The sequence below is a fragment of the Halorarius litoreus genome, from assembly GCF_024362405.1.
Lineage (GTDB): Archaea > Halobacteriota > Halobacteria > Halobacteriales > Haloarculaceae > Halorarius > Halorarius litoreus.
Map to the genome: position 1 here is coordinate 3,693,604 of NZ_CP101454.1, position 25,192 is coordinate 3,718,795.

Consider the following 25,192-nt stretch of genomic DNA (forward strand, 5'->3'; position numbering starts at 1 on the left):
GGCTGGGTAATACTTGTTATCCTTTCCTAGTGAGACGAACACGTTCGGCCGTATCCATACACTACTAGTAGCCGCCCCGTCATGACGGAGTATGCAGCTCTCCGTCATCGGCAGCGGCTACGTCGGGACGACCATCGCCGCGTGCTTCGCTGACCTCGGCCACCAGGTCGTGAACGTCGATATCGACGAGGACATCGTCGCGACCATCAACGCGGGCGAGCCGCCTATCCACGAGGAGGGCCTGCCCGAACTCGTCGCCGAACACGCAGGCGAGAACGGCACCGGACGCCTCGAAGCGACGACCGACTACGACGCCATCCTCGACACGGATGCGACGTTCCTCTGTCTCCCGACGCCGCAGCACGACGACGGCCGCATCGACCTCTCCATCATGGAAGCGGGCGCCGAACAACTCGGCGAAACCCTCTCCACCAAGGACGACTGGCACACGGTCATCGTGAAGAGCACGGTCGTTCCGGGGTCGACTGAGGACGTCATCACGCCCGCTATCGAGGCGGCGAGTGGCAAGCAGGCCGGCGAAACGTTTGGCGTCGGGATGAACCCCGAATTCCTGCGTGAAGGCACCGCTGTCCACGACTTCCTCGATCCCGATAAGGTCGTTCTCGGCGCCGACGACGACCGAGCGCTCGAGGACATGCACGGCGTCTTCGACCCGCTCGTCGACCGCACGGACGCCCCAGTCGTCGAGACGAACACCCGCACCGCGGAAATGATCAAGTACGCCAACAACGGTTTCCTCGCGGCGAAGGTCAGCCTCATCAACGACATCGGGAACATCTGCAAGGAGTTCGACATCGACGCCTACGAGGTCGCCGATGCAATCGGCCTCGACGACCGCATCGGCGAGCAGTTCCTCCGCTCGGGACTCGGTTGGGGGGGAAGTTGTTTCCCCAAAGATACAAATGCAATTATCCATGCAGCCACGGAAGCCGGCTACGAGCCGCCCATGCTCCAAGCCACGGTCGAGGTGAACGACCTCCAGCCCCAGCGGTTCCTCTCGCTACTCGACGACCACGTCGACGTCGCGGACAAGCGTGTTGCGGTCCTCGGCCTCGCGTTCAAACCCGGCACCGACGACGTGCGCAACTCGCGTGCGATTCCAGTCATCGACGGGCTGCACGACCGCGGTGCCGACGTCGTCGCGTACGACCCGGTCGCCACGGAGAACATGCAGCAACACTTCCCCGAGCTCGCGTACGCGTCGAGTGCCGCCGAGGCCCTCGACGGGGCACACGCCGCGCTCGTCGTCACCGACTGGGACGAGTTCGCGACGCTCGACGAGGAGTTCGACACGATGGAGAATCCAGTGATCGTCGACGGGCGCCGCATCGTCGAGCCCCGTGAGGGGATCACCTACGAAGGCCTGACGTGGTAACGAAGCGATAGTTGTCTAGACGCCGGACGTACTCACACCACGTCGAGGGGAGCGGTTTTCTGCTCATCAAGGTCAGAGACTTGAGTCGCAACGTAGCAAAGAACGCACGCGGCGAATATCTCAGCAGAGGATACACCAAATTAGCGTATTTCAAAGTACCATACTTCAGAGTATGCGATTTTATCCGTGCTCGGACCGGGGGAGCAGCCATCCCCGACGGTGTCGCTTCCCTACCGTCGTTCGAGTAGGGCTACCTCGTCCGAATGGACCCGTTGGGCCGGTATCTCCCACATTCTCATTGCTGCCTCCAGCGAGTACGTTCGAACGATGTACGAACTGAGCCCGCTTGAGAACGCTCAGATTCGGCTGGACGCGCTCCTGGCGAGACGGGCGACTCGCGCCGACCTCGAGGCACGACAGGCCAAGAGACTCGCTGCCCACCTTGAGTTCGTGACGCGGCAATCACTGGCGTACAAATCGAGCGTGCCACCGAACCACCGGAACGCGATGCTCGCAGTGGGAAGTTCCGTCACGTCTGGTCCGAAGTGGCGTGAGTAACCCCCGACTCGGTCGTGGCTACTGACCGGGCGAATTAGTGCGATATCTTCTCGGGTGTGCTCCCAACGAGGTCAGTCAGGCTTCCGGTCCAAGGCTCGGGCTCTATACTAGCACGGCCATCCAAACTCGGCGGAACCGCTACTCGCTGTACGCGTCGAGGAGGAACCGCTACTCGCTGTATGCGTCGAGGAGGTCCCACTCCTCGCGCATCAGTTCGCGAACGCCGTGTTCGAGGATGCCCTCCCCGAGCGACGTGGCTCGATAGTACGAGTAGAGGCCGTCGCTCGACGGCTCCTTTCGTTTGCGGTTTTCGACGAGGCCCACGTCGACGAGGGTGTCGAGGTGGTAGTGGAGGCTGTTCGCTTCGATATCGAGCGCGGTCTTGAGCTCTTTCGCGCTGTGGGCCCCCTCGTCGACGAGCAGGTCGAGGATACGGAAGCGCGTCGCGTTCCCGACGGCGCGCTGCATCTCCATATACTCCTCGAACGACAGCAGACTGTGCTCGGGGAGGAGTCCAGCCCGCTCCTCGGACCCCCGGTCCGACCGGCCACTCTCAGCCATACCACATGGTTTGCCAGCCCGGCGCATAAGTGTTCGCTGACTCAGCAGATGCTGAATTTACTCGCATTTATATAGGATGCGCTCGCAGCCGGGATATGCGCGACCGGATTGTCGACCAGCTTGGCGACCTCGCTCACTCGCGATTTCTCGTCTATCTGATGGGTCCGTACAAAGCGTTCGACATCGATGCCATGCTCGAGGCCAGTGACACGGACGCCGCGGTCGATCTCAGTAAGATCCCCGAATCGGTGGATTTCGAGACGCTCGTCGGGTCGGACGTCGACCTCGACCACCAGGAAGCGGTGTTCGACCTGTTGCTGTACGTTCGCGATCGGCTGCGAACCGACCCCGGCGTGAACGCCTTTCTCGCCGTCGATATCGATATTCCACTGGAGGAGCTGGATGCCGCGACCCAGAGCATCGAGTTCGCCTTTGCCAGCAACGCCGTCATCTACGTGATTCCGAAACTCGGTGACAATCTCGGGGTCGGCATCGAGGCCGGGTCGGTTCTCGAAGCGCTCTATCGCGAGCGCACCACGACCGACGACGAGTCGGCCGTCGCGAGCCACCACGAGCGGGTGCTGTTCATCCACGAGACCGGCGTTCGAAGCGCCATGGTCGCGGCCGTGCAGGACCGCTGGGACGCCCGGGTGTACTCGTACACGGACCGCGAGGACCTCGTCCGACAGGTGCGACTGTTCGTCCGGGATCTCGCTCGTCGTGAGCAACACGGTGCGCTTCCCGAACTCGACGAGCGTCACTCATGACGGGCCTGTAGGTGCGAGTACCGACCGGTACCCCCGACTGCGCGTGTGGCCTTCACCCAGGTGGGCGGGCCCCCTCATGACTGTGAATCAGACGGGGCTTGACGCTGCTACAGGCGAGCCGTCTCGACTGTGATCCTCCACCGGGCGCACCCGACGACATCGAGAGCCATCAGGCGTCGGTCGGTTCGGTCTGGCGCCAGTGGATGACCACGTTTCCGATGGCGAACGCGTCGGGGGCCTCGCGGAGGATCTGAATCGTGTTCGTCCCCTGCTGTAAGCGTGCGCCCGTGACGGTATCCATCCACAGTTGCCACCCCTTCGCAGGCGGAATGTCGAACCCGGTCAGCGGCTCGTCGTTGATGCGTATCTCGTGGCCGTACGTTCCGACATCGTAGGCCTGAACCTCGATGTACCCGTCTCTCGGGTTCGGCGTGGTGACCTCGAACGTGTGGACGGTGGAGGCGTCACCCACGAACGCGGCCCACTCGAGGTCGAGCGCGTCGGGATCGTCACCGAACTGTTCGAGCATCGTGACGAGCGCGTAGTCGGTGTGCGGCGGCATGGAACCCTAATCGCTAGCTCGTGGCTTATAACTGAGTGGGAGCCGTGGTGGGGCGGGCGGACCGTACAAACTGCCTCGCCACTAGGCGGTCACTGAAGTGTGCGGAGGATGTCCATCAGAAAAGCGATGGTCGGCCAGACAGCGCCGCTACTGTTCGCTCGCACTCACCCGCCGCGCCTCGTCCACACTGTACTCGTGGACGTTCAGTAGATGCGTCTCGAACATGTGCCGCGTAGTCGTGGTTCCCGTCCGCTCGTACTCGCACTCTGGACAGTCGAAGCGGGGGTCAAGTCCCTCCTCTGGGGCCCACGTCTGGGCGTACGGTGCTGACATTTCACCGGTATCAAGATGCCCTCATTGCCTTACTATGAGCTAACTAATCCGAATACGGACGTGCTACCGCTCGTGGAACGAAGTGCCTACGCACACCACGAACCCACAGCCCTGCAGGGTAACCTGAGGCATCCCTCTCGACCGCAGATACGTGATCTCCCGATGCCTTTTTGCCGCGTGGAGTGGCACCACCCCACATGGCAGACGACATGCTCCCGTTCGGACTGACGCTCGGTGCGCTCGTGGTCGGGCTCGCCATCCTCATCCTCGGCGTGATGCAGAACAACGGGCAGGCGCTGAACGGGCTGATGATCGTGGGCGGCGCTATCGCCGCAGCAGGCATGGGCGTCCTCGTCACCTGGATCGGCCGGCTCGAACCGGCGTGACTCGGCCCCGGCTCTGAATCTCGATACACGGGATTCGCCGTACTGCTTCAGGCCATCAGAGAACGTACAGAGGCGTATGGGCACGTACGATACTCACGGCGAACCGCGTCGGTCGAACCGCTACGTCCCCGCGTACGGCCCCATCGACGCGGTGCTCGGCTTCGGGCTGTTCTACGTCGTCGTGACGCGCGCGACCCCGACCATCGTCGCCATCGCGAACGACGTTCTCCCCGGGGTCGCGTCCTCGTCGGTGCGGTTCGCCCTCGCGGCCGCACTCTGGTTCATCCTCACCGTCACGCTCCTCGACCAACTTCGCCGCCAGCTCACGGCACTCGGGCTGGCACACCACCCTGAAGTCGACCCCGACCCCGCGAAGCGGACCCCACCCTCGGAGCCGCTGGCGCTCGCGTACCTGGTGGGCGTCGTGCTCGCGGGTGGCATCGCGTGGTTGACGTTCGACGCCGGTATCGCGGCGCTCATCTCGATGCTGCCGGCCATCGCGACGCTCGACGTCGGGGCCGTTCGCCTGTCGTGGCTGGTCCTCCTCGTCGTGTTCTTCGGCTCGTACGGCATCGCCACCCGGAGCCTCGACCGCCTGGTCATCGGTGGCCTCCGCTCGTTGCTCATCGAATGAAGCCCGAGCGCCGGGAGCCGGCGTGAACTGTTATGCGACTAGCTAGCATACGTACGAACGCCATGACGGTCCAGAAATTCGCGCGGAAGGACGTGAAGACGGCATCGATGGAGACCACCGTCCGAGCCCTCGCCCAGCAGATGAAAGCCGAGGGCGTCGGGAGCATCGTCGTGGTGAGCGACGCGAAACCTGTGGGTATAGTCACCGACCGCGACCTCGTGGTGTACGCACTGGCGACAGACGGCGACCCGGAGACGATGACCGCCCGCGACGTGATGTCCGAGGACATCTTCACCGTCGACGCGGACGCCGACGTGTTCGCCGTCGTCAATCGGATGGCCGACGCTGGCGTACGGCGCGTTCCGGTGGTTGAGAACACCGAACTCGTGGGCATCGTGACGCTCGACGACCTCGTGGTGGTACTCGCGAACGAGTTGAACCACCTCGCAGAGGTCATCGAGACCGAGATGCCGCCGTACGCGAAACCACCGGGGTGAGTGCGTCCAAAACAGAAGACGCACCCACGTGGCGACACCACCAGCGACCACACTCCGAGGGATAGCTATACCTTCGGTGGCGATGTCGACCCGATAACAGGTCGATACCGGTGACGGCACGCTCCACCCGCCTCGCGTCGTTCGCGCTCGCCGTGTTCCTCGTCGCCGGCATCACAGCGCTCCCGACTGGCGAGACGCTCACCGTCGCCGGCAAGTACGCGGTGGCGACGATGGTGTTCGCCGGCGTCCTCTGGGTGACCGGCGCCCTCCCGCTCCCACTGACGGCGCTCACCATCCCCATCCTCCTGACGGTGTTCGGGGTCTACCCCGACTTCGGGCAGGCGGTCGCGGGGTTCGCCGACCCCGTCATCTTCCTGTTGCTCGCAGGGTTCATGCTCGCCGAGGCGCTCCAGGAGCACGCCATCGACCGGCGTATCGCGCTCGCCCTGCTCGTCCGATTCGGTACCTCGCCACGCGGGCTCGTCCTGGGGGTCATGGTCGCGACCGCCCTGCTGTCGATGGTCATCTCGAACACCGCGACCGTAGCGATGATGGTGCCGGTCGTGCTGGGCATCGTCGAGAGCGTCACGGACCTCACGGAGGCGAACGACACCACAGGAAACGCCTCGAACCTCCAGATTGCGATGCTACTCGGCATCGCGTACGCCGCGAGCATCGGCGGCGTGGGCACGCTCATCGGCACGCCCCCGAACGCCATCGTCGTCGGCCAGTTGCGCGAACTGCTGGGCGTCGAGATCACGTTCGTCGAGTGGCTCGCCATCGGCCTCCCGATGGTCGCGGTCACGCTCCCGGTCGCGTGGCTCCTGTTGACCGTCGTGGTTTACCCGCCCGAGTCGTACGACGTCTCACGGGCGCGTGCTCGTGCCCGTGACCAACTGCAGTCGTTCGGGGCGCTGTCCACACCGGCCAGACGAACGGTCGCCATCTTCGGCCTCACAGCAGGGCTATGGCTCCTCGGCGGCCTCGGCTTCCTGTTCATGGACATCCTCCCCCAACACTGGCACGTCACGCTGTTCGGCGGCGCGGACGCGAGCGTATTCGGGACTGTCGGCCACGAGGGCGTCCTGTTCTACGTCCTCGTCGGCCTGCTCGCCATCCCCGCGCTGGTCGGCAGCGGCGCGGTCGCGTGGGACGACCTCGTGGACATCGACTGGGGGACGCTCCTGCTGCTCGGTGGGGGAATCTCGCTGGCGAACGCGCTCGCCGACACCGACGCGACCGTCTGGCTCGCGGAGGTGACGCTCGGCGCCATCGAGGGCACGTCCATCGTGGTCATCCTGCTCGTCGTCATCACCATGACCGTACTCGTGGGCGAACTCGCGTCGAACACCGCGATGGCGGCCATCCTCGCGCCGCTGCTCATCAACATCGGCCCCGCCTACGCGGCAGCGCTCGGCACCACGGGCGAACTCGCGTCGGTCCTGCTGGCCGTGACGGGGGCCATCGCCGCGAGTTACGGGTTCGCGCTCCCCGTAGCGACCCCCCCGAACGCCATCGTGTTCGGCGCCGGCTACGTCGAGCGCCAGCACATGCTCCGTGCGGGCCTCCTGCTGGACGCCGTCGTCATCCTCCTGACGACGGGAGCGACGTATCTCCTCATCCGCCTGCTGTGGCCCGTCGTGCTCGGGTGAGCCCGAGCGGCCAGGAGGTGTGCGCCCCGCGGTGCCGAGACCACGTGTCGAGAGCCCGTCGTACCGAGGTCACTGCTTGGGGTCGCGCGCGGTCAACAACCCCTGAGCCATGAGCCGTCGGGAGATGACGACGAGGCCATTCCCGAACCCTTCGCCGAAGACTGCTTGTTCCGTTTTGCTGCCGGGCACGATCGAACTCACGAGGATCGTCGAGCGATCGACCAGAAGGAGGCGGCCGATCGCCGTCTCGTCTTCAGTAACGTCCTCGCCGTGTAGCCACTCGAGGCCAGAGATGAACGTCGTCGCGTTCGGCACGGCCGTCTGGATCTGGGCTTGAAGCGGCTCCGTCAACGCGCCGATGAGGAGCGTGACCTCGTCACCGACGTCGTTGAGCCTGGCAACGAGCTCCTCGGTCAGCAGTGACTCGTCGCCCAGGACCAGCACGATCTCCTCGGACGCTTTCTCGATGAGCTGGTTCGTCCGGTTTTCGATCGCGTCGCGCCCGGACATCGCCCACACCTGCTGGACGGGGGTTTCATCGTCTTCGTCGACGATTTCGACCGTGTCGAGCGCATTGTGGAGCCGGTCGACGCGGGCTTCGTACTGGTCGCGCAGGGTCTCGGTCGCCTCGTCGAGCGGAACCGCCCGGAACTGCTGTGGGCTCGAATGCTGAATCTCGACCAGGCCTTGCGCCTCCAGCACCCGGATCGCATCGTACACCCGCGTCCGGGGAACCTCCGTCATCTCGCTCAATCGCTTTGCTGTGCCCGTGTGGAGGCGGGACAGACCGACGAAACATCGCGCCTCGTATTCTTTCAAGCCGAGTTGCTGGAGAACTTCGATGGCGTCCTCCAAACTATCAGTCGTAGTCATGTGTCCCAACCTCACGGGATGTCATCCAGTGAGTCTCTGACTGTTCGCTCCCGACACGGATAGGCATTGTCACTCGATCCATGACATCGAATACGGATGCGACGCGAGTAGGCCGATATTGCCGTTCAAATCCACGCAGCGACTAGATCTCCCCGATGTATTGTGAGTACCGGAATGACAACAATCGAAAATAGATTTCGACGTACAGAGTCGACAGAAACCAGGCGTTTGAGAGTGTCACTCAGTTACTCACAAAAGAGTCATAGGTGAGACGGTCAATCACGTTACTGGCACGGGATCCAGTTCGGTGTCCCAACCACGGTACTGCTGGGCGCCGGCCCGGCTACGCTCCGTGGCTGGGCTCACGCTGACCCACAGACGCCAAACCGATGACCAACGATCCAACCGAGGACCCACAGTCCGTCGCGATCCAGCAGCTCGAACGGTTCGGGTTGAGTGCCTACGCCGCGCGGACGTTCGTCGCGCTCGCGAGTCTCGGCACGGGGACGGCCAGAGACGTCAGCCGAGTCTCGGAGGTGCCACGCACTCGAGTGTACGACGCGATCGACGAGCTACACGACCGGGGACTCGTCGATGTCCTCCAGTCGTCGCCCAAGCAGTTCTGGGCGATCTCCGCCGAGACCGCGAGTCGGAAGTTCGAACACGAGTTACAGAACCGCACGGAACTCCTTCGGACGTCGCTGCGGGAACTCGAACCCATCGAACGGCGAGCCGAGCAGGGCGGCGTCTGGACCGTCGACGGGCAGACCGCAATCACGGAACGCGTCCTGGAGTTCTTCGCCAGCGCAGAGGAGGAGATCGTCTACATGACCGTCGAGGACCTCCTCACCGAGGACCTGATCGAGGGGCTGGGCGAGGCCGCAGCGCGGGGCGTTTCGATCAAGCTCGCCGGAGTGTCGACGGATGTCCAGGAACGCATTCAGGACGATATCCCCGGCGCGACGATGTTCGAGTCGCTGTGGGTCTGGTCGGACACGTCGGCGGGACGGCTCATGATGGTCGACGGTCGGAAGACACTCGTGAGTGCGCTCGTCAACGGCGCGGACGCGAGTCCGTCCGATCCGCGTTCCGAGACGGCCATCTGGGGGGAGGGTGACGCGAACAGTCTGGTGGTAGTTCTGAAGGCGATCTTCACCTGGCGACTCGATGCGGAGAATCCAACATGATGGAATCCACGAACCGCAGCGCAACGAACCACAGGATGAACCCCACGAACAGCGACACGACGAACCACAGAACGAATCCGACGTACCAGAATCGACTGAGTCGGACACCCGCATCGACGGACTGGTGGACTCACTCGTGACGACATCCAATCGAGAAGACGAGTACGACCGGTGCGCCGACGCGGACGGCGTCATTCAGGCCGAGTTCGACTGGTCGTCGCTGGCCCCGAGCATCGCGGTCATCGAGGCCGTCGCGATCGCGGCAGATCGTGAGCCCACGGCACTCGACCCGTTACATGAGGCGGTCGACACAGATGCGCTAAATGCGCTCCTGACTCCCCGCGAGAAGCACCCGACGGACGGCATCACGACCGTGTCGTTCGAGTTCGCTGGCCGTACGGTCACTGTCCAGAGCAACGGGGAGGTCGTCGTCCGGCCGGGCGAGTCGCGACACGAATCGGAGTGACGGCAGGCGACGCTGGCGTCAGGGGTTCGTCACCGACACGCTTTCCGGGAGCGAGTCGAGCACCGTCTCGACCTGTTCGTCAGGATGGTACCGGATAGCCCCGCTTCTCTGGTCGAGTTCGACGACGCCGTGCTCTGCTAACTTCGGCAGGTGGGTGTGGTGTAGGTGGATGGCGAATTCGTCCCGATCCTGTGAAGGGCCGGTCTCGGAGGGGGAACCAGGACTGTGCAACTGATCGACGAGCTCCGCAACCGTCGTGGTCCCGGTAGCTCCGTGGCGCAAGTTGTGGATGATCCGACGTCGGTGCGGGTCAGCGATGAGATAGAGACACGCTTCGAGGCTGTTGTTGGTCATACTGTGGTACACGCCCGGGAGGTACATCAGCTGTACAGATTTTCACACGGAGAACTATTTTGAGTATGTGAGTGACACCCGACCCTCCGGGGGCCTTCACCACTAGGCAATTGGTCGGTGGAGCCCCGCGACGTCTCGGTCACCCCGGTACTCACGCGAGCACGTCCTACCTCGTACTTCGGTGCGAACGCTTATCCCCTGACATCCGCTTTGTTTCTGGATGGATGATGTTTTCGTCGGGAGCCTCATGTCGTCACCAGTCCACACCGTCGGCACCGATACGTCACTGCAGAGTGCTGGACGGCTGATGCTCGACCACGGGATCGGCTCGGTCATCGTCGTCGACGACGAGGGGCAACTCGAAGGAATCCTCACCGCAACCGATTTCGTCCGCGTCGTCGCGGAAGGGGGCCTGGACCCGGACGCGACTGTCGAAGGGTCGATGAGTGCGGACGTTATCACGACCACCGCGAACGAATCCATTCGGAGCGTCGCGGATCTGCTGCTCGAACAGGGCTTCCATCACGCCCCGGTTGTCGATGACGGAGACGTCATCGGTGTCATCACGACGACGGACCTGACCGCGTACGTCTCACGCGGAGTAGAACCGAGTCCGAACGACGCCACCGACGACTAACCCGCTCGCGGACATACCAGCCCTTTTCCCGCGCCACCGTCTCTATCTGGTGTGATCTTCTCTCTCGTTTCGTCGGCAGTCCAGGGTCTCAGCTTGCCGTCCGTAACGACAGAGATGCTCGTCGTCTTCGCACTCATTCTCCTCGCGCTCGTGCTGTTTGCGACCGAGTGGTTCCCGATAGACGTCACCGCGATTCTGGTGATGGTGCTGTTGATGATACTGGAGCCCTGGACGCAGATCTCTCCTCGCGAGGGCATCTCTGGGTTCGCCAATCCAGCCACGATAACCGTTCTGGCGATGCTCATCTTGAGTACCGGAATCAACCGAACCGGCATCGTCCAGCTGCTCGGCCGGAAGATGGCCGCGTTCGCCGGGGCCGACCGGCGCAAGCAACTCGCGGCGACCATCGGCATCACCGGCCCCGTCTCGGGACTCATCAACAACACGCCGGTCGTCGCGATTCTGGTCCCCGTAATCAACGACCTCGCACACAACGGGAAAACGTCACCGTCGAAACTGCTGATGCCGCTGTCGTTCGCCTCCATGCTCGGCGGCACGTTGACGCTCATCGGCACGTCGACGAACATCCTCGCGAGCGATATCGCAGCCCAGCTCGGGGCGGCGTCTCCCGAACTCGATCTGCATGCGTTCGGGATGTTCGAGTTCACCAAACTCGGCATCGTCGTGTTCGTGGTCGGGGCCCTCTATCTGATGACGGTCGGCGTTCGACTGCTCCCCGAACGGATTCCCGCCGACGAGGACCTCGTCGAGGAGTACGCCCTCCAGGAGTACCTCGCGGACGTCGTCGTTCCGGCGAACTCGCCGTTGGTCGGGCAGACGGTCGAGGAGGCACTGGGAGACGACGACCTCGACATCGACGTGTTACAGCTGATCCGATACGGTGAGCGCTTCTCTGACCCGCTCGCCCGCAAGGAGATCCACGAGAACGACACGCTCCGGCTCAGGACGAACCGGGAGACACTCGAACGCATCATGGACGCAGAAGGTCTCACACTGGCGGGCGGCCCCCGGTCTGAAGACGACCTGCATCCCGACGAGGAAGAACCCGTGCTCGTCGAAGTCGTCGTTCCGTCGGGGTCGTTCCTCGTCGGCGAGACGCTCGCGAGTTCGACCTTCAGACAGCGCTACGACGCGAACGTGCTGGCCTTCAGAACCCGCGGTGACGTCGTCCGCGACCGGTTCGAGAACATCCGCATCCGGGTCGGGGACACGCTCCTCGTGCAGGCACCGCCCGACAGTCTCACCCGGCTCGTCGAGAACGAGGACTTCATCGTCGCCCACGAGTTCGACGAGGTGACCTACCGGAGCGAGAAGATCCCGTTCGCAGTGGGCATCATCGCCGGCGTCGTCGCCCTCCCCGCGCTGAACATCCTGCCGATCGTCGTCTCCGCGTTAGCCGGGGTCGTGGCGATGGTGTTCACCGGCGTCCTGAAACCGACCGAACTCTACTCGTCCGTCGAGTGGAACGTCATCTTCCTCCTCGCTGGCGTTATCCCGCTCGGCATCGCGCTCCAGCAGACGGGGGCGGCAGCGCTGCTGGGCACTGCGGTGGCGTCGACCGCGACGTTCTTGCCAGTGCTCGGTGTCCTCTGGGTGTTCTACGTCGCGACCGGCCTGCTGACGAGCGTCATCAGCAACAACGCGAGCGTCGTGTTGATGATCCCTGTTGCAGCCAGCGCCGCCCAGTCCATCGGAGCGAGCGCGTTCGCGTTCGTCCTCGCCGTGACGTTCGCCGCCTCGACGGCGTTCATGACGCCGGTCGGCTACCAGACGAACCTCTTCGTCTACGGGCCTGGTGGCTACCGGTTCTCGGACTTCATCCGCGTCGGTGCGCCGTTACAGCTGCTGCTTTCGGTCGTCACCGTCCTCGGCATCGCGTTCTTCTGGGGCGTCCGTGTCTGAAGCCGTGTTCGTCATTGCTCGCAGATGGCCCTATAGCCGCGTTCTCTCGGGATGTACGTGTCCTCATCGTCGCCGTGATCGAACGGTTGGGTGTGTACCTATCGTCGGCTGTTCCTCATCGCACCTGTCGCTCTGGCCCACCGTCCGAACGTTGATTGACCTGGCTGTCCTCCTAGAGCTATGGCAGAGTTCCCAGACGAGCGCCAACTCGTACTCCGTGCGCGGTCCCAGCTGGACCAATGGACGAGAGATGCCCGGCGAGAGGCGTACGTCGAACTGTTCGAAGGCGACCAGCCGATCCTCACCGAAGCGGAACTCCGGCTGCTCGACGCGCTCGACTCAGAACTGGAGCGAGAGGGCGGTGATGGTGTCTGGGGGACTGACCAGTACGGCATCCACACGGCAGGGACCTCGAGTTCGGATACCTCCCTTGGGGTGGTCTGTGTCTATCACCCACAGATCACCAAGGACTCCGTCCTTCGCGGGTACGACGAACTCGACGACGAGACCGAAGAGCGACTCAACGCCGCGCTCTGGCGATATAGCGAACGGGTTGCGACCCTCATCGAAGCAGTACTCGACGAGTTCATCGACCAAACACAGCACTGATTCCGAATCTCAGTTCCGTTGAACCTCCCTGGTGCTAATAGGGTGTTTCGGCCGTGCTGCATACAGGGCGCGAGTCGGTCACCAGCGACTGGGCAGTATCGAACCGACTGGGTCGGTCGAGACAGAGAGCGTGTCAACCGGCCGTCTGAACCAGACCCAGCAGATGTCTTCTACGGAGTGGTATCACCGGCAGACGGCGCTATTCGGTGATTCCGCTCAGCGACGACATCGGGGTCGAACCGGCAACGATGGCGCCCGTAGCGAGTACCGCCGCGGAAAGCGCGACGAAATCCCCACTGGGCGAATATCCGGCGAGCCCGGCGCCCACCTGAACGATGAACACAGTGATGAAGTAGCTGACAATTGCGAACACCAACAGAACGATCGATGCGATGATACTACTGACTAACGCGCCAAACGAGTCAAGAACACCCATTAGTTATCAACCTCGCTCGGTAGACTAGCGGCTACCTTATACCAGTTGGGACATATCTGTCGGGGGGCAGACGGAGTCGCAGTTCAGTCAGCATCGACCGTTCACTCCACCGAACTGCTGCAAGAGGTCGAAGAATCAGCCCTCACAATGTGAAACCACCCGGCGACTGGTGCCGAACACACCCGCTAGTTACAGCACGCCACAGCTATCAAATCGGAGGGCGCCACCCAGTAGCCCGGGGCTGTAGCGTTCCCGGTTCCGCGTACGGCACCGTCAGCCTTCCACACGAACCCTGTACAAGAGGAGCCGCCGCTATCCACCGAGCCACCAGCCGTACAGATGCTCCTGGGGTTCCATGTCGGGGTCCTTCTTCGACTGCCCGTACGTCTTCCCTTTCAGCAGTTGGCGCTCGAGCGCGTTCGCAGCCAGACGGAGTGCGTGGGAGGCCCCGTAGCCTTCTCCATCGGCGGTGAAGTAGCCGCGGTCGGTGACCAGTCGAATCCGTGCCAGGATCAGCGGCACCCCCCGGCTCTGTTCCTTGTGCTCCTGCAGTTCGATGCTGGCCTTGATGACGCTCATCTCACCGTACTTCGAGGTCATGTCCTCGATCAACGCCGAGACGTCGTCGTAGTCCATCCCCTCCAGCAGCTCGAGACCGAACACCTGCACGGCGTTCCGGTCGTCGCGCTCCCAGGTGAGCGCCTCGATGACGTCCGTCTTCGTGATGATACCGACCGGCCGACCGGTCTCGTCGGCCGTGACGACGAGCGAGGAGATCTCTCGGTCGAACATCGTCGCGACGACCTCGTCGAGCGGCGCGCCACGTTCGACGGTGAATACGTCATCGGACATCAGGTTCCGCACCGGCAGATCGAGCATGCGGTCGGAATCGCCCTCGCGAGCCCCGAACCCGCCACGATTCTGTCCGCCACCGCCGCGGCCACCGGAGCCACCCGACGACCCGCCCTGGCTCTTGCTGCCGCCTCGCGTCGTGAAGTCGATGACGTCGTACAGGCTCACCATGCCCACGAGGTCGTCCCCCTCGGCGACCGGAAGATGGGCGATTCCGCCTTCTCGAAGCAGATTGAGCGCCTTCCCGATGGTGGTCTCCGGGGTCGCACTGATCAACTCCGCCGTGTACGCGTCGTCGACGGTCACGGCGTCGAGGAACGGCCGAACGGCTTCGAGGACGGCATCGCCGGTCACCACACCGACAACTCGGTCGTTGTCGAGTACGGGCAGCGTTTTGGCGTCGCTGCCGATCATCAGCCGCGCGACCTCGCGGACGTCCTCGGTGCGGTCGACCGTCGGGACGTTCTGGACCTGTGAGCCGACCTTCGCCGAGGGCTGGTTGGACGAGGACGCCAGCTGTCGGCGGCTGACGACGCCGCGATACTCGTCGCCGTCTGTTACGACGACGGCATCGAGTTCCTGATTCTCGAACGCCCCGGCGACCTTCGAGAGCGGCGTGCCGATGTCGAACTCGGTGTAGTTGGTCGAAAGAATCTCTGAGATATCCATGGTGTAGTCTCTATCCAGAGGAGCGCTGGACGGTTAAGGGTGTTTCAAGGCTAAAACCTCGCCCTCGAGACTGACAGACTCACACAAATGCAAGGAGGAAGCCCACGGCTTCAGCCGTGGGGGGAATCCGACAAGATTCGAACTATACCACGAGGGATAGCAGTCCGACTCCCCCACTCCAGTCGTAGAATATATAAAAAGTCAATTCGATATGTGAAACACGGATGGAGGACGTGATTCGCACCGTCCAGATCAAACTCGACGTACCCACAGAGCGGTGCGACGACCTCCATCAGACCAAAAACCAGTTCCTCCACTGTGCGAACACCACCGCAGACTGGGCGTGGAGATACCCGAACGACTACTGCGTGACTTCGAAACAGACGGCCGAGAACGCCCTCTACGAGCGACTCCGAACCGAGACGGAGTTGACCGCGAACCTCGTTCAGAAGGGGATTCGACGCGCGGTCGAGGCCACCAAAAGCGGTGTCGCCCGACTCAAGAACGGGGAGAATACGAGTCAACCACACTTCGATGCGTGGAGCGTCGTCTACGACAAACGGAGTGCGACGTTCCACCGTGACCACGTTTCGCTTTCGACGGTGAACGGTCGCGTCGAATGCGACTACGTGCTTCCCGACGACCCCGAGGGAACACCGATTGGCGAGTACCTGCTGAACGAGGACTACGAGTTCCGTATGTCTACGTTGCAGTATGACCGCCCCACAGAGTCGTTCTACCTTCACGCCCGGATGCGCCGAGCCACATCTGAGCATGAGCAGTCCACAACTGATTCTGAAGACGCCAAGCACAGAACAGTCCTTGGCGTTGACCTGAACGTGGACGGCTCGCTCGCTGTGACGTCGACGGGCGCGTTCATCGGGAACGCCGACGAGATGAATCATCGACGCCGTGAGTTCGAGCAGACGCGCGGGTCGATGCAACAGACGGGAACGCGGTCGGCACACCTTTCGATTCAGTCGATGAACGACCGCGAACACCGTTGGATGCAGGACGAACTCCATCGTGCCTCGAACCGGATTCTCGACGAAGCCCGCGACCACGGCTGCACGCATATCGCGTTCGAGAACCTGACCGACATCCGGAAGCGGATGGCTGGTGCGAAGCGATTCCACGCGTGGGCGTTCCGACGCCTCTACCAGTACGTCGAATACAAAGCCGAGATGGTCGGCATCGAGGTTGAGCAGGTGAGTCCGGCGTACACCTCTCAGCGGTGTTCGTCGTGTGGGTTTACGCACGAGTCGAATCGGCGGTCGAAGCACCAGTTCGTGTGTCAGAAGTGCGAGTACGAACTGAATGCGGATTACAACGCGAGCAAGAACATCGCTCGCAAACTGCTCAAACGACTCCACTCGGGGCAGACGTCTTCGAGTGGAGGCGCACCCTGTCAGTGTGCGCTACCGTCAGGGACGCTGAACCTGAACGGCGATTTCCACGCCTCCGTCGATTCGACGGTAGAAGGGGAGTCCACTGACAAACCCACGACTTCAGTCGTGGGTTACTGACGAGGACATCGATTTCTGGCAGGGCCGTCTGGCGGCTGATATCGTCGAGACCGCGACGACGGCTCTCGTCGACGAACTACGGTAGCCACTATCGAGTGCTCACGCACCTACGCAGTATGGTTTCTCCAGATCGTAGTTCCTTCCAGACCACGAGATTCCATATAGCAACTATCGGTTCACGAGCGAGAACAGGACAATCGGTCCCGTTCCCGTAGTGCGGAGTGCAGACGAGAACTGCGAGACGCGGGCGCTTGAACACACGTTCGCCGCGACCCCACGCTCAAGCCCCCGGGCTTCGAACCCCACTCGTCGTGGCAGTCGACATCGTATGGACCGTCCTGGTGGGGCTGTGGGCGATACTCCCAGCGTATCTCCCGAACAGCGCCGCGGTCGTCGTCGGTGGGGGCCACCCCATCGACGGCGGTCGGACGTGGCGTGGCCGGCGCCTCCTCGGTGACGGCAAGACGTGGCGCGGCTTCGTCGGGGGAACGCTCGCGGGCATCGGGCTCGCACTCGGGCAGAACACGCTCGCCCCGGCCCTCTCGCCGGGCCTGCCCACGTTCCCCCTTCCGGTGGTCGTCAGTCTGCCGCTCGGCGCGATGCTGGGTGACCTCACCGGCTCGTTCCTGAAGCGCCGCTCGGGGAGAGAGCGTGGCGCGCCGTTGCCCATCGTCGACCAGCTCGGCTTCGTTGTCGCGGCCCTGGCGCTCTCGGTCGTGGTCGCACCCGCGTGGACGACGGCGACGTTCACCCTGCCCGTCCTCGCCGCCGTCCTCGTCGTCACCCCGCTCGTTCACCTCGCGACGAACGCTGGGGCGTACCTGCTCGGATTGAAGAACGAGCCGTGGTGACCAGCGCGCACAGCGACCGCTCGGCAGTCACATGGTACGCAAAAACCGGAAGTCACCGTTCGATACGTCACGCCGAGAGCCGCGTTATGCGGTCTTGCGCTCGCGCATCCGGGACTCGGAGCGCGCGCCGTAGAGCTGGTACGCGAAGTACAGCTCGTAGAGGCCGGCGAGCCCGACGACGACGTAGATGAGTGCCTCGAGCGTCGGGATCGACCCGAAGATGAGGTTCACGACGTTCCAGTTGGCGTCGAAGAAGCTCCCGATACCGACGAGCCCCCAGTTGATAGCGCCAACGATGACGAGGATGAGCGACGTCCAGTCGAGATAGCTCGCACGGACCGTGCCGTCAGTCTGCATTGTGGTTACACCGACATCTAGGACGGCGGCTGAGAGCATAATCCCGGAACTTCGTTTATCTCCGGTCATCGATATCGTGCACGGAACGCCGACCGGCAGGATGTCCTTTCGCCCCCGGGGTCGATAGCGGGCCTCGCCGACGTTCGTCCGCTCGCACTCGGCGCAGAGATAATCTCATCCTTCCACCGCTGAAAGAGGCCCCACCTACCGAGAGTCTGGGTTTCACCCGGTTCAGCGACCTAAAACTGATGCTAGCTTATATGTAGTTGAAGGATATGTGGTATGTTAATGAGCACCAGTATCGGCACCGACCGACTCCAGGCGTGGTTCGGGGAGCAGCACTGGGCCGCGTGGGTCATAAGCGGTGTCGGGCTCGCACTGGCGGGCCTCTCGCTCTGGTATCTCATCGTGGTGAAGGCGCTGTATCTGGGGAGCGTGGTCGGGACGGGACCACTCGAACTCATCCTGAAGATCATCGAGGTGCTGTTGCTCGCCAGTTTCTCGCTCGTGCTCGTCTACGGCGGTTACTGGCTCGCATCGGGGGCGTTCGAGGGCCGACGGCTCTGGTGGGCCGGGCTGTGGACGATGCTCGGACTCGCCGGCGTCGTCGCCATCGTCGCGTTCGTCACCGCGTTCCAGGTGAGTCAAGGTGAACCCATCTCCGAACCGACGCTCATCCAGGAGATGCTGCTGGCCGCAGGCGGGGGTGGCATCGCCGGCCTGCTCATCGGGGTCTCGACGGTCCGCGAGACCGTCGAAGCCGAGGACGCGAAACACCAGCGCGACACCCTCCTGTTCGTCAACGAACTGCTCCGACACAACGTGCTCAACGGGATGCAGGTCATCATGGCGAACACCGACCGACTGTCCGAACAGGTCGACGACCCCGAGGTCCAGCGGCTCCTCGACGCGAACGAGAACCGCGCGGAGACCGTCGTCGACCTCATTCAGAACGTGCGGGCGCTCGTCCGGTCGGTCTCCGGCGAGGTCGAACTGCTGCCCCTGGCGCTCACGCCCGTCCTCAGCGACGAGGTTGAGGCGGTCAGACAGGCGTATCCGGCGGCGACCGTCGAGTTCGAGGCGTACAGCGACGTGACCGTCCGCGCCGACGAACTCCTGCCGGCGGTGTTCGAGAACGTCATTCGGAACGCCATCGACCACAACGACGCAGACGACCCACACGTCACGGTCCGAGTCGAGACGAGCCAGGACCGGGGGTTCGTCAGAGTCGCGGACAACGGTCCCGGCATCCCCGACGAGTGGAAGACCGAGTACTTCAACGCCGGCGAGCAGGGCCCCGAGAGCATCGGGCAGGGGCTCGGCCTCTATCTCGTGGACACGCTCGTCGAGCGCTACGGCGGCGAGGTCCACATCGAGGACAACGACCCACGAGGGTCGGTCGTCGTCTTCGAGTTCGAACGCGTCGCCTAACGAGCGAGCGCTCGCGACGAAACGTGGCCTCGGGGGGTGTCACGGCGGTGTGTTACTCGGCAGCACCTTTATACGACGGTCAGGAAATCTTTCTGACGTGTCGCCACCTGACTCCACGCCCTCGGTCGGCCTCCTCCACGCCGTCGCCATCGAGGTCGGCCTCATCGTCGGGGGCGCGCTGTTCAGCCTCACGGGCGTCGCCGTCGGGCTCACCGGTCCGGGCGTCGTCGTCGCCTTCGCCGTCGCGTTCGGCATCGCCATCCTTGGGCTCGTCCCCACGGCGACCCTCGGCGCGGCGTTCCCCACGACGGGTGGCAACTACCGCTACCCGGCGCGATTCGTCTCCCGACCGCTCGCCTTCCTGAGCGCGTGGGGACTCGGCGTGAGTATGTTCGCAGGCGGGCTCCCGCTCTACGCGCTCACCGCCGGCCAGTACGTCGACTCGCTGCTCCCCACGAATCCGACGCTCGTCGGGTTCCTGCTCCTGACGCTGTTCTTCGGCGTCAACCTCCTCGGTCTCGAACCGGCCGCGAGTGCCCAACTGGTGCTGTTCGTCGGGCTCGTCGCCGCACTCGGCACGTTCGTCGTCCTCGGCGTCCCGAACGTCGACCCCGCGAACCTCCGCCCGCTGTTCCCCGGTGGCGCCGTGGGCGTCGTCACCGCGGCCGGCATCCTCTACTTCGTCTGTCTCGGCGCGAACTTCGTCGTCGACATCGGCGGCGAGATCCGCGATGCGACCATCACCATCCCCAAATCGTTCGCCGTCAGCGTCCCGCTCGTGCTCGTCATCTACGCGAGCATTGGGCTCGTGGCGGTGGGCGTCGCCGGCGAGGCGATGGCGAACGCGACACTCGCGGTCGCCGCCGAACAGTTCCTCTCGCCCAGCCTGCAGTCGCTGTTCGTGGTCGGGGGCGCGCTGTTCGCCATCGTCACGAGCATCAACGCCGTCTACATCATCACCCCGAAGTACCTCGAAGTGCTGGCCGACGACGGGCTCTTCCCCGCGGTGCTGGCGACACGAAACGACCGGTTCGACACCCCTCACTGGGGGCTCGCGGTCGTCTACGTGCTCGCGGTGGCGGCGCTCGTCTCGCCGCTCCCCATCGCCGACCTCGGAACGCTCCTCGGGTTCGGTGGCGCGTTCCTCGTCGTCCCTGTCATGCTGGCAGCCATCGCCGTGGTCCGTGACCCGGCCCACGACCTCACGCCGCCCGGTGGCCTCTCGCCGCGACTCGTGGCGGGACTCGCCGCGCTCGCGGTCCCGCTCAATCTGCTCCTCCTGACGCTGCTCGCCGCCAATCAGCCCACTATCTTCGCCGGCTGGCTCGGGCTGCTGCTGGTCGGCGGCGGCGTCTACCTGTCCCGGACGCGCAACCGAACTTCGACACCAACCTCACTCGACACATGACACACCAGTTCACCACCGGCGTCGTCGGTGCGGGCCTGATGGGCCGCGACATCGCGGGCCTGCTCGCGAACGCGGGCTACCAGGTCACGCTCGTCGACGTCGATGCCGACGCGCTCGAATCGGCGTTCGACTACCACAGTACCGACCTCGTCCCCGCGCTCGACCGCGCGGGCCTCGACCCGGACGACCCGGCAGCGCGCATCGAGTACAGCGACAGCCTCGTCGACCTCGCCGACTGCGGGTTCGTCGTCGAGGCCGTCCCCGAACGCCTCGACCTCAAGCGTGACCTCCTCGCCTCGCTCGAAGAGGTACTCGCTCCCGATGCGGTCATCGGCACCAACACCTCGTCGCTCACGCCGGGCGACATCGCTGCCGAGGCGACCCACCCCGAGCGCGTCGTGCTGTTCCACTTCGCCAATCCAGCCATCCAGCGCGACCTCGTGGAGATCTCGGGCGACGACGCGACCGACGCGGCGCTCGAACGAGCCACCGAAGTGGCCGAGGCGATGGGCCGACAGCCTATCCGCCTCCACGCCGAGTACCGCGCGAACTGCCTCTCGCGGCTGTCGGCGAGCATCAAGTGCGCCGGAACGTGGGAACTCCTGGAGGCCGAAGCCGCGGCCATCGACCGCGCCGCACAGAACATCGGCTTCGACCGCGGCCCCCTCGAGTTCATCGACCTCATCGGCATCGACGTCCATCTCGCGACGGTCGACAACCTCTCGGCGGCGTACGGCGACCGCTACGCCCCACCCGAGCCCGTCCACGACCGGATGCACGCGATGGTCGACGCCGGTGACCTCGGCAAGAAGACCGGACAGGGGTTCTTCGAGTGGGACGGCGAGACCTGTCTGTTGCCCGAGGTCGAGGCCGGCCACGACGTGACGCCCGTCGTCGCCGCGCTCGTCAACGAGGCCTACCGACTGGTCGACGACGGCGTCGCCGACCGCGAGACGGTCAACGACATCCTGCAGCGTGGCTCCGGCGGCGACACCGGCCCGTTCGACATCGAGGCGATGCTCGGCACCGACTTCCTGCGCGAGACGCTCGAAACGCGACACGAGGAGACTGGCGCGGGCGTCTACGAGCCGGTGTTCTGAGCCACGGGCCGCTCAGACTGCCGTCTCGAGGACGGCTTCTACGAGTTTCTCCTCGGCCTTTCGAAGGTGCTGGTGGAACGTCGAGGGAGTGATGTCGAGCGTGTCCGCGACGTCCTCACCGGACGACAGGCGAGGTGACTCGAAGAAGCCGCTGTTGTATGCGACGTCGATGACGGTCCGCTGGCGGTCCGTGAGTGACTCCAGTACCACCTGCTGGACGTTGCTGGGCCCGTCCACGGGCTGGGCGATCTGCCGTCGGGCCACCAGTTTCGTCGTCGGATACGTCTCACGGACCATGTCGATGATCTCTCGAACCGGAGTCGTCGGCGCGAGGTGGGCCCGCATCGACGCCTGATCCGCCTCGAACACGATCTCATCGACGCGGCCACCGTGAGCGGCGACGGCGGCGAGCGTCGGTGGCCCGTTGAGCCGGACCTGCACCTTGGTGGAGTCGCCAGTCGTATCCAGCACGTCGTAGTCGGCCCAGTGTGGGAGCGACTCGGCGAGCGTCGTCAGCAGGTCGATACCGTCGTCGTTCACCGTGCCGTAGACGAGATACGCGTCCTCGCCCATGGGCACGGTCCGAGTGAGCGTCACCTGGCCGTCGCCGTCGTACGCCATCCCGAACGCTCGCTGGTAGTCCGTCGTACTGAACTCGAGTTCGACGAGTTCGTCGCTCATCAGCGCCCGCTTCTGGTCGACCGCGGCGACCGCGTGCCCGACCACACCACCCAGCTGGGAGAGGACCGTCCGCTCCTCACCCGTGAACGCCCCCTGACGGGCGGCGTAGACGTGCAGCAGGCCGTACACGGTCCCCTCGTGAGCGATGGGGATGATCGCGGCTGTATAGGCCTCGTCCGGGGCGTCACACGCCGCGACCGGCCTGGAGGGACCCCAGTCGAGAAGGTCCGTCACCACCTGCATCTCCTGTGTCTCGACGGCCTGCGTGACGACCGCCTCGTAGTCCGGACTCGTGGGCTCGACGTCCGCATCGACCGCCCCGTCGACACCTGCCATCGCGTGGTAGCTGACCGACCCGTTCGGACCGTCGATGCCGCCGACCCACGCGGCGTCGTACGAGTTCGAGGCCGCGAGGTGGCTACAGAGCCGCCGTTCGATCTCGTCGCGCGTCGACTGCGTGATGACCGTCGCCGTAATCTCGCGGGCGACCGTGTTCAGGTCGTCGAGCGCGACGAGCTTGCGGCGGCGACGCTCCAGCTCCTGCTCGTAGGCCTTGCGGTCGGTGACGTCGCGGATGATGCCAGTCGTGCCGAGGAACTCCCCGTCGGATTCCAGCGGTGCGTACTTGATCTCGACCGTCCGCACCTCCCCGTCCGCTGCTGTCATCTCCAGTTCGAGTTCGCCGCCGGACCCCATCCCGCGTTCGAGCTCCTCTCGGAGTTCGGTGCCGAGGTCGACGGTGTCGCTGTCGACCACCGTCGAGATGTGCGAGCCGAGCAGCTCCTCGCGCGAGCGCCCCGTCAACCGTTCGTACGCCTCGTTCACGAGCTGGAAGTTGTAGTCGGTGTCGACGATGTAGATGCCGTCGTCGACGGTCTCGACGATGGTCTCGTAGCGTTCGAGCTCGCGCTCGCGCTGGATGCGCTCGGACATGTTCCGGACGACCGCGACCCGCTCTGCCGGCTCGTCCGCTCGCGGGTCCGAGAGGAGCGTGAACGTGGCCTCCGACGGCACGGACCCCCCGCTCGCAGTCTGGAGGTCGGCCACGACGCGGCCTGTCTCCCGCTCGCCAGCCAGCAGTTCGTCACGGTTGCGCTGGGCCGTCTCGATGGTCTCGTCGTCGACGACAATCGAGACGTGGCTACCGACCAGCTCGCTCTTCGAGTAGCCGGTCATCGCTGCGTACGCGTCGTTCACCATCGTGAAGCGGCCGGTGGTGTCGTCGACCACGTAGACGCCGTCGCTTATCGTCTCGACGATGGTCTCGTAGCGTTCGAGCTCGCGCTGTCGCTGCTTCCGCTCGGAGATGTGCGTGAAGTAGACCGAGATGCCCTGCCTGCCTGGGTACGCGGTCACGTGGAGCCACGTGTCGTGCGGTTCGTGGTACGTCTCGAACTCGAGTTCGCCGCCACCGTTCCCGTCGTAGTCGGTCAACTCCGCGAACGTCGTGTCGAAGCCGTCGAACGCGTCGAGCGGCTCGCCCTCGAGCGCCGTCCGGTCGACGCCCAGCAGCTCGGCCGCCTGGTCGTTGACGTAGGTGACGCGATCGGCTTCGTCGAGACGGAAGAAGCCCTCGGAGAGACGGTCGAACAGCTCGTCGAGTTCGGCCTTCAGTTCGTCGCGCTGGTGCTTGAGGAGCTGCTCGAAGGTGCGCCGGTCGGTCTCGTCTCTGGTCACCTTCGCGTAGCCCGTCAGGTCGCCGTCGTCGTCGTACAGCGCCGTGAGCGTGACCGACGCCCAGAACCGGGTGCCGTCCTTCCGGACACGCCACCCCTCGGTCTCGACGGAACCACTCTCCGCGGCCTCACCGAGCAACCGCTCCGGGACCCCGTCGGCGACGTCGTCGTCGGTGTAGAACGTCGAGACGTGTTGCCCGACGACCTCGGCGCGTTCGTACCCCTTGATGTGCGCAGCGCCCGGATTCCACGTCTCGACGTATCCATCGGCGTCGAGCACGAAGATCGCGTACTCCTCGACGGCGGCGACGAGCGACTGGAACGTCTGGTCGACGCCCCCGGCGTCGCGGTCCCGTCGGTCGGGCTCGACCGGCTGCCACCACACCCGCCCGCGAGCCCCAACCGACTTGGTTTCGAGGTGGCCACCTTCAGCGAGTCGCTCGAGTCGGTCGTAGCTGCTGCGCCGACCCAAATCGAGGGCGGCCGCGACCTCCGTCGTGGTGAGCGGCTGGCCGGGCGGTGCGTCCGCGAACACGGCGAGCGTCTCCCGCAAGGCTCCCGTCAGCGACGTGTTGGTCATCGGCTCCCCATCGTTGTCCCCACGTATCAAGACTCCGTCGACGGAGGGTAACCGGGGAGGCATTTGGAACGGAGTTTCATGCATCTACCAATAACCTGGGTTGCATCTGTGTACGAACTGGAAACAATCTCGCACGGTGGTCACGTGGGCGGCGACCCCGGCGACCCACATATTTCCGGACGAACTCTTACCGGCGTCCCGTGAGTCCATCAGGACGAGTTCCCACATCG

The 25,192-nt window shown here is 64.3% G+C and carries 25 protein-coding genes; 16 read left to right on the top strand and 9 right to left on the bottom strand.

What is annotated here, in order from left to right:
• The first annotated feature begins 91 nt into the window (after positions 1–91).
• Positions 92–1,396 carry a UDP-glucose 6-dehydrogenase AglM gene (gene aglM / locus NL126_RS19335; protein ID WP_255196522.1) on the top strand — a complete coding sequence of 435 codons (1,305 nt, stop codon included), beginning with the start codon at positions 92–94 and terminating at the stop codon, positions 1,394–1,396.
• Positions 1,397–2,122: 726 nt separating this feature from the next.
• Here aglM and NL126_RS19340 read toward each other — a convergent pair.
• On the bottom strand, positions 2,123–2,515 hold the full coding sequence (locus NL126_RS19340; protein WP_255196523.1) for a winged helix-turn-helix domain-containing protein: 393 nt from the start codon (positions 2,513–2,515) through the stop codon (positions 2,123–2,125).
• 95 nt (positions 2,516–2,610) lie between these two features.
• Here NL126_RS19340 and NL126_RS19345 point away from each other — a divergent pair, with 95 nt between their 5' ends.
• Positions 2,611–3,282 (top strand): DUF7509 family protein, encoded by a 672-nt coding sequence (locus NL126_RS19345; RefSeq protein WP_255196524.1) that lies wholly within the window; start codon positions 2,611–2,613, stop codon positions 3,280–3,282.
• 169 nt (positions 3,283–3,451) lie between these two features.
• Here NL126_RS19345 and NL126_RS19350 read toward each other — a convergent pair whose 3' ends face one another.
• Together NL126_RS19350 and NL126_RS19355 are read right to left on the bottom strand one after the other, a co-directional pair.
• Positions 3,452–3,844: a DUF7383 domain-containing protein gene (locus NL126_RS19350; protein ID WP_255196525.1), complete on the bottom strand. Its 393-nt coding sequence runs from the start codon at positions 3,842–3,844 to the stop codon at positions 3,452–3,454.
• Between the two features lie 147 nt (positions 3,845–3,991).
• Positions 3,992–4,177 carry a hypothetical protein gene (locus tag NL126_RS19355; RefSeq protein ID WP_255196526.1) on the bottom strand — a complete coding sequence of 62 codons (186 nt, stop codon included), beginning with the start codon at positions 4,175–4,177 and terminating at the stop codon, positions 3,992–3,994.
• A 197-nt stretch (positions 4,178–4,374) separates the two neighbouring features.
• Here NL126_RS19355 and NL126_RS19360 point away from each other — a divergent pair, with 197 nt between their 5' ends.
• The 4 genes from NL126_RS19360 (at position 4,375) to NL126_RS19375 (ending at position 7,346) form a co-directional block, all read left to right on the top strand.
• A complete protein-coding gene (locus NL126_RS19360) occupies positions 4,375–4,563 on the top strand; it encodes a hypothetical protein (protein ID WP_255196527.1) in 189 nt (62 codons plus the stop codon).
• 76 nt (positions 4,564–4,639) lie between these two features.
• The gene (locus NL126_RS19365; protein WP_255196528.1) at positions 4,640–5,197 is read left to right on the top strand and encodes a hypothetical protein; all 558 of its coding nucleotides are present in this window, start codon (positions 4,640–4,642) and stop codon (positions 5,195–5,197) included.
• Positions 5,198–5,259: 62 nt separating this feature from the next.
• On the top strand, positions 5,260–5,694 hold the full coding sequence (locus NL126_RS19370) for a CBS domain-containing protein (RefSeq protein ID WP_255196530.1): 435 nt from the start codon (positions 5,260–5,262) through the stop codon (positions 5,692–5,694).
• Between the two features lie 110 nt (positions 5,695–5,804).
• On the top strand, positions 5,805–7,346 hold the full coding sequence (locus tag NL126_RS19375; RefSeq protein WP_255196531.1) for an SLC13 family permease: 1,542 nt from the start codon (positions 5,805–5,807) through the stop codon (positions 7,344–7,346).
• A 69-nt stretch (positions 7,347–7,415) separates the two neighbouring features.
• Here NL126_RS19375 and NL126_RS19380 read toward each other — a convergent pair whose 3' ends face one another.
• Positions 7,416–8,219 carry a TrmB family transcriptional regulator gene (locus NL126_RS19380; RefSeq protein WP_255196532.1) on the bottom strand — a complete coding sequence of 268 codons (804 nt, stop codon included), beginning with the start codon at positions 8,217–8,219 and terminating at the stop codon, positions 7,416–7,418.
• Positions 8,220–8,608: 389 nt separating this feature from the next.
• On the opposite strand from NL126_RS19380, the gene NL126_RS19385 reads away from it, so the two are divergent.
• Together NL126_RS19385 and ddfA are read left to right on the top strand one after the other, a co-directional pair.
• On the top strand, positions 8,609–9,406 hold the full coding sequence (locus tag NL126_RS19385; RefSeq protein WP_255196533.1) for a TrmB family transcriptional regulator: 798 nt from the start codon (positions 8,609–8,611) through the stop codon (positions 9,404–9,406).
• Positions 9,407–9,542: 136 nt separating this feature from the next.
• Entirely contained in the window at positions 9,543–9,872 is a 330-nt protein-coding gene (gene ddfA, locus NL126_RS19390; RefSeq protein ID WP_255196534.1) for a DdfA family disk-determining factor, read from the top strand.
• A gap of 18 nt (positions 9,873–9,890) precedes the next feature.
• On the opposite strand, the gene NL126_RS19395 is transcribed toward ddfA, so the two are convergent.
• Positions 9,891–10,253, bottom strand: coding sequence for a DUF7344 domain-containing protein (locus tag NL126_RS19395; RefSeq protein ID WP_255196535.1), 363 nt, complete (start codon positions 10,251–10,253; stop codon positions 9,891–9,893).
• A 193-nt stretch (positions 10,254–10,446) separates the two neighbouring features.
• Between NL126_RS19395 and NL126_RS19400 the strand changes: the two genes are divergently transcribed.
• The 3 genes from NL126_RS19400 to NL126_RS19410 all read left to right on the top strand — a co-directional run bounded on the left by NL126_RS19400 (position 10,447) and on the right by NL126_RS19410 (position 13,395).
• Complete coding sequence (locus NL126_RS19400; protein WP_255196536.1) at positions 10,447–10,863, top strand: CBS domain-containing protein; 417 nt, start codon at positions 10,447–10,449, stop codon at positions 10,861–10,863.
• A gap of 114 nt (positions 10,864–10,977) precedes the next feature.
• The gene (locus tag NL126_RS19405; protein ID WP_255196537.1) at positions 10,978–12,786 is read left to right on the top strand and encodes an SLC13 family permease; all 1,809 of its coding nucleotides are present in this window, start codon (positions 10,978–10,980) and stop codon (positions 12,784–12,786) included.
• 180 nt (positions 12,787–12,966) lie between these two features.
• Positions 12,967–13,395: a DUF7539 family protein gene (locus NL126_RS19410; RefSeq protein WP_255196538.1), complete on the top strand. Its 429-nt coding sequence runs from the start codon at positions 12,967–12,969 to the stop codon at positions 13,393–13,395.
• A 199-nt stretch (positions 13,396–13,594) separates the two neighbouring features.
• On the opposite strand, the gene NL126_RS19415 is transcribed toward NL126_RS19410, so the two are convergent.
• Together NL126_RS19415 and NL126_RS19420 are read right to left on the bottom strand one after the other, a co-directional pair.
• On the bottom strand, positions 13,595–13,831 hold the full coding sequence (locus NL126_RS19415; RefSeq protein ID WP_255196539.1) for a hypothetical protein: 237 nt from the start codon (positions 13,829–13,831) through the stop codon (positions 13,595–13,597).
• A 312-nt stretch (positions 13,832–14,143) separates the two neighbouring features.
• Positions 14,144–15,352 carry a CBS domain-containing protein gene (locus NL126_RS19420; RefSeq protein WP_255196540.1) on the bottom strand — a complete coding sequence of 403 codons (1,209 nt, stop codon included), beginning with the start codon at positions 15,350–15,352 and terminating at the stop codon, positions 14,144–14,146.
• Between the two features lie 224 nt (positions 15,353–15,576).
• Here NL126_RS19420 and NL126_RS19425 point away from each other — a divergent pair, with 224 nt between their 5' ends.
• Both NL126_RS19425 and NL126_RS19430 read left to right on the top strand, forming a co-directional pair.
• Positions 15,577–16,878 (top strand): RNA-guided endonuclease InsQ/TnpB family protein, encoded by a 1,302-nt coding sequence (locus tag NL126_RS19425; RefSeq protein WP_255196541.1) that lies wholly within the window; start codon positions 15,577–15,579, stop codon positions 16,876–16,878.
• Between the two features lie 311 nt (positions 16,879–17,189).
• A complete protein-coding gene (locus NL126_RS19430; protein ID WP_255196542.1) occupies positions 17,190–17,729 on the top strand; it encodes a CDP-2,3-bis-(O-geranylgeranyl)-sn-glycerol synthase in 540 nt (179 codons plus the stop codon).
• Between the two features lie 84 nt (positions 17,730–17,813).
• On the opposite strand, the gene NL126_RS19435 is transcribed toward NL126_RS19430, so the two are convergent.
• A complete protein-coding gene (locus NL126_RS19435) occupies positions 17,814–18,086 on the bottom strand; it encodes a DUF378 domain-containing protein (protein ID WP_255196543.1) in 273 nt (90 codons plus the stop codon).
• Positions 18,087–18,374: 288 nt separating this feature from the next.
• Between NL126_RS19435 and NL126_RS19440 the strand changes: the two genes are divergently transcribed.
• The 3 genes from NL126_RS19440 to NL126_RS19450 all read left to right on the top strand — a co-directional run bounded on the left by NL126_RS19440 (position 18,375) and on the right by NL126_RS19450 (position 22,025).
• Positions 18,375–19,517 (top strand): sensor histidine kinase, encoded by a 1,143-nt coding sequence (locus NL126_RS19440; protein WP_255196544.1) that lies wholly within the window; start codon positions 18,375–18,377, stop codon positions 19,515–19,517.
• 97 nt (positions 19,518–19,614) lie between these two features.
• A complete protein-coding gene (locus tag NL126_RS19445) occupies positions 19,615–20,925 on the top strand; it encodes an APC family permease (protein WP_255196545.1) in 1,311 nt (436 codons plus the stop codon).
• Positions 20,922–22,025 (top strand): 3-hydroxyacyl-CoA dehydrogenase, encoded by a 1,104-nt coding sequence (locus tag NL126_RS19450; protein WP_255196546.1) that lies wholly within the window; start codon positions 20,922–20,924, stop codon positions 22,023–22,025. Before NL126_RS19445 ends, NL126_RS19450 begins: the two co-directional genes overlap by 4 nt.
• A gap of 12 nt (positions 22,026–22,037) precedes the next feature.
• Here NL126_RS19450 and NL126_RS19455 read toward each other — a convergent pair whose 3' ends face one another.
• Positions 22,038–24,962: a PAS domain S-box protein gene (locus NL126_RS19455; protein ID WP_255196547.1), complete on the bottom strand. Its 2,925-nt coding sequence runs from the start codon at positions 24,960–24,962 to the stop codon at positions 22,038–22,040.
• Between the last annotated feature and the right edge of the window lie 230 nt (positions 24,963–25,192).

What these genes read in the sequence shown, in the direction of transcription:
- NL126_RS19350 (WP_255196525.1), bottom strand. Translation starts at nt 3,844, where the DNA reads ATGCCGCCGCACACCGACTACGCGCTCGTCACGATGCTCGAACAGTTC.
- NL126_RS19365 (WP_255196528.1), top strand. Translation starts at nt 4,640, where the DNA reads ATGGGCACGTACGATACTCACGGCGAACCGCGTCGGTCGAACCGCTAC.
- NL126_RS19420 (WP_255196540.1), bottom strand. Translation starts at nt 15,352, where the DNA reads ATGGATATCTCAGAGATTCTTTCGACCAACTACACCGAGTTCGACATC.
- NL126_RS19355 (WP_255196526.1), bottom strand. Translation starts at nt 4,177, where the DNA reads ATGTCAGCACCGTACGCCCAGACGTGGGCCCCAGAGGAGGGACTTGAC.
- NL126_RS19450 (WP_255196546.1), top strand. Translation starts at nt 20,922, where the DNA reads ATGACACACCAGTTCACCACCGGCGTCGTCGGTGCGGGCCTGATGGGC.
- NL126_RS19380 (WP_255196532.1), bottom strand. Translation starts at nt 8,219, where the DNA reads ATGACTACGACTGATAGTTTGGAGGACGCCATCGAAGTTCTCCAGCAA.
- NL126_RS19410 (WP_255196538.1), top strand. Translation starts at nt 12,967, where the DNA reads ATGGCAGAGTTCCCAGACGAGCGCCAACTCGTACTCCGTGCGCGGTCC.
- NL126_RS19345 (WP_255196524.1), top strand. Translation starts at nt 2,611, where the DNA reads ATGCGCGACCGGATTGTCGACCAGCTTGGCGACCTCGCTCACTCGCGA.
- NL126_RS19415 (WP_255196539.1), bottom strand. Translation starts at nt 13,831, where the DNA reads ATGGGTGTTCTTGACTCGTTTGGCGCGTTAGTCAGTAGTATCATCGCA.
- NL126_RS19455 (WP_255196547.1), bottom strand. Translation starts at nt 24,962, where the DNA reads ATGACCAACACGTCGCTGACGGGAGCCTTGCGGGAGACGCTCGCCGTG.
- NL126_RS19395 (WP_255196535.1), bottom strand. Translation starts at nt 10,253, where the DNA reads ATGTACCTCCCGGGCGTGTACCACAGTATGACCAACAACAGCCTCGAA.
- NL126_RS19425 (WP_255196541.1), top strand. Translation starts at nt 15,577, where the DNA reads ATGGAGGACGTGATTCGCACCGTCCAGATCAAACTCGACGTACCCACA.
- NL126_RS19400 (WP_255196536.1), top strand. Translation starts at nt 10,447, where the DNA reads ATGGATGATGTTTTCGTCGGGAGCCTCATGTCGTCACCAGTCCACACC.
- NL126_RS19435 (WP_255196543.1), bottom strand. Translation starts at nt 18,086, where the DNA reads ATGCAGACTGACGGCACGGTCCGTGCGAGCTATCTCGACTGGACGTCG.
- aglM (WP_255196522.1), top strand. Translation starts at nt 92, where the DNA reads ATGCAGCTCTCCGTCATCGGCAGCGGCTACGTCGGGACGACCATCGCC.
- NL126_RS19340 (WP_255196523.1), bottom strand. Translation starts at nt 2,515, where the DNA reads ATGGCTGAGAGTGGCCGGTCGGACCGGGGGTCCGAGGAGCGGGCTGGA.
- NL126_RS19385 (WP_255196533.1), top strand. Translation starts at nt 8,609, where the DNA reads ATGACCAACGATCCAACCGAGGACCCACAGTCCGTCGCGATCCAGCAG.
- NL126_RS19405 (WP_255196537.1), top strand. Translation starts at nt 10,978, where the DNA reads ATGCTCGTCGTCTTCGCACTCATTCTCCTCGCGCTCGTGCTGTTTGCG.
- NL126_RS19370 (WP_255196530.1), top strand. Translation starts at nt 5,260, where the DNA reads ATGACGGTCCAGAAATTCGCGCGGAAGGACGTGAAGACGGCATCGATG.
- NL126_RS19360 (WP_255196527.1), top strand. Translation starts at nt 4,375, where the DNA reads ATGGCAGACGACATGCTCCCGTTCGGACTGACGCTCGGTGCGCTCGTG.
- NL126_RS19440 (WP_255196544.1), top strand. Translation starts at nt 18,375, where the DNA reads ATGAGCACCAGTATCGGCACCGACCGACTCCAGGCGTGGTTCGGGGAG.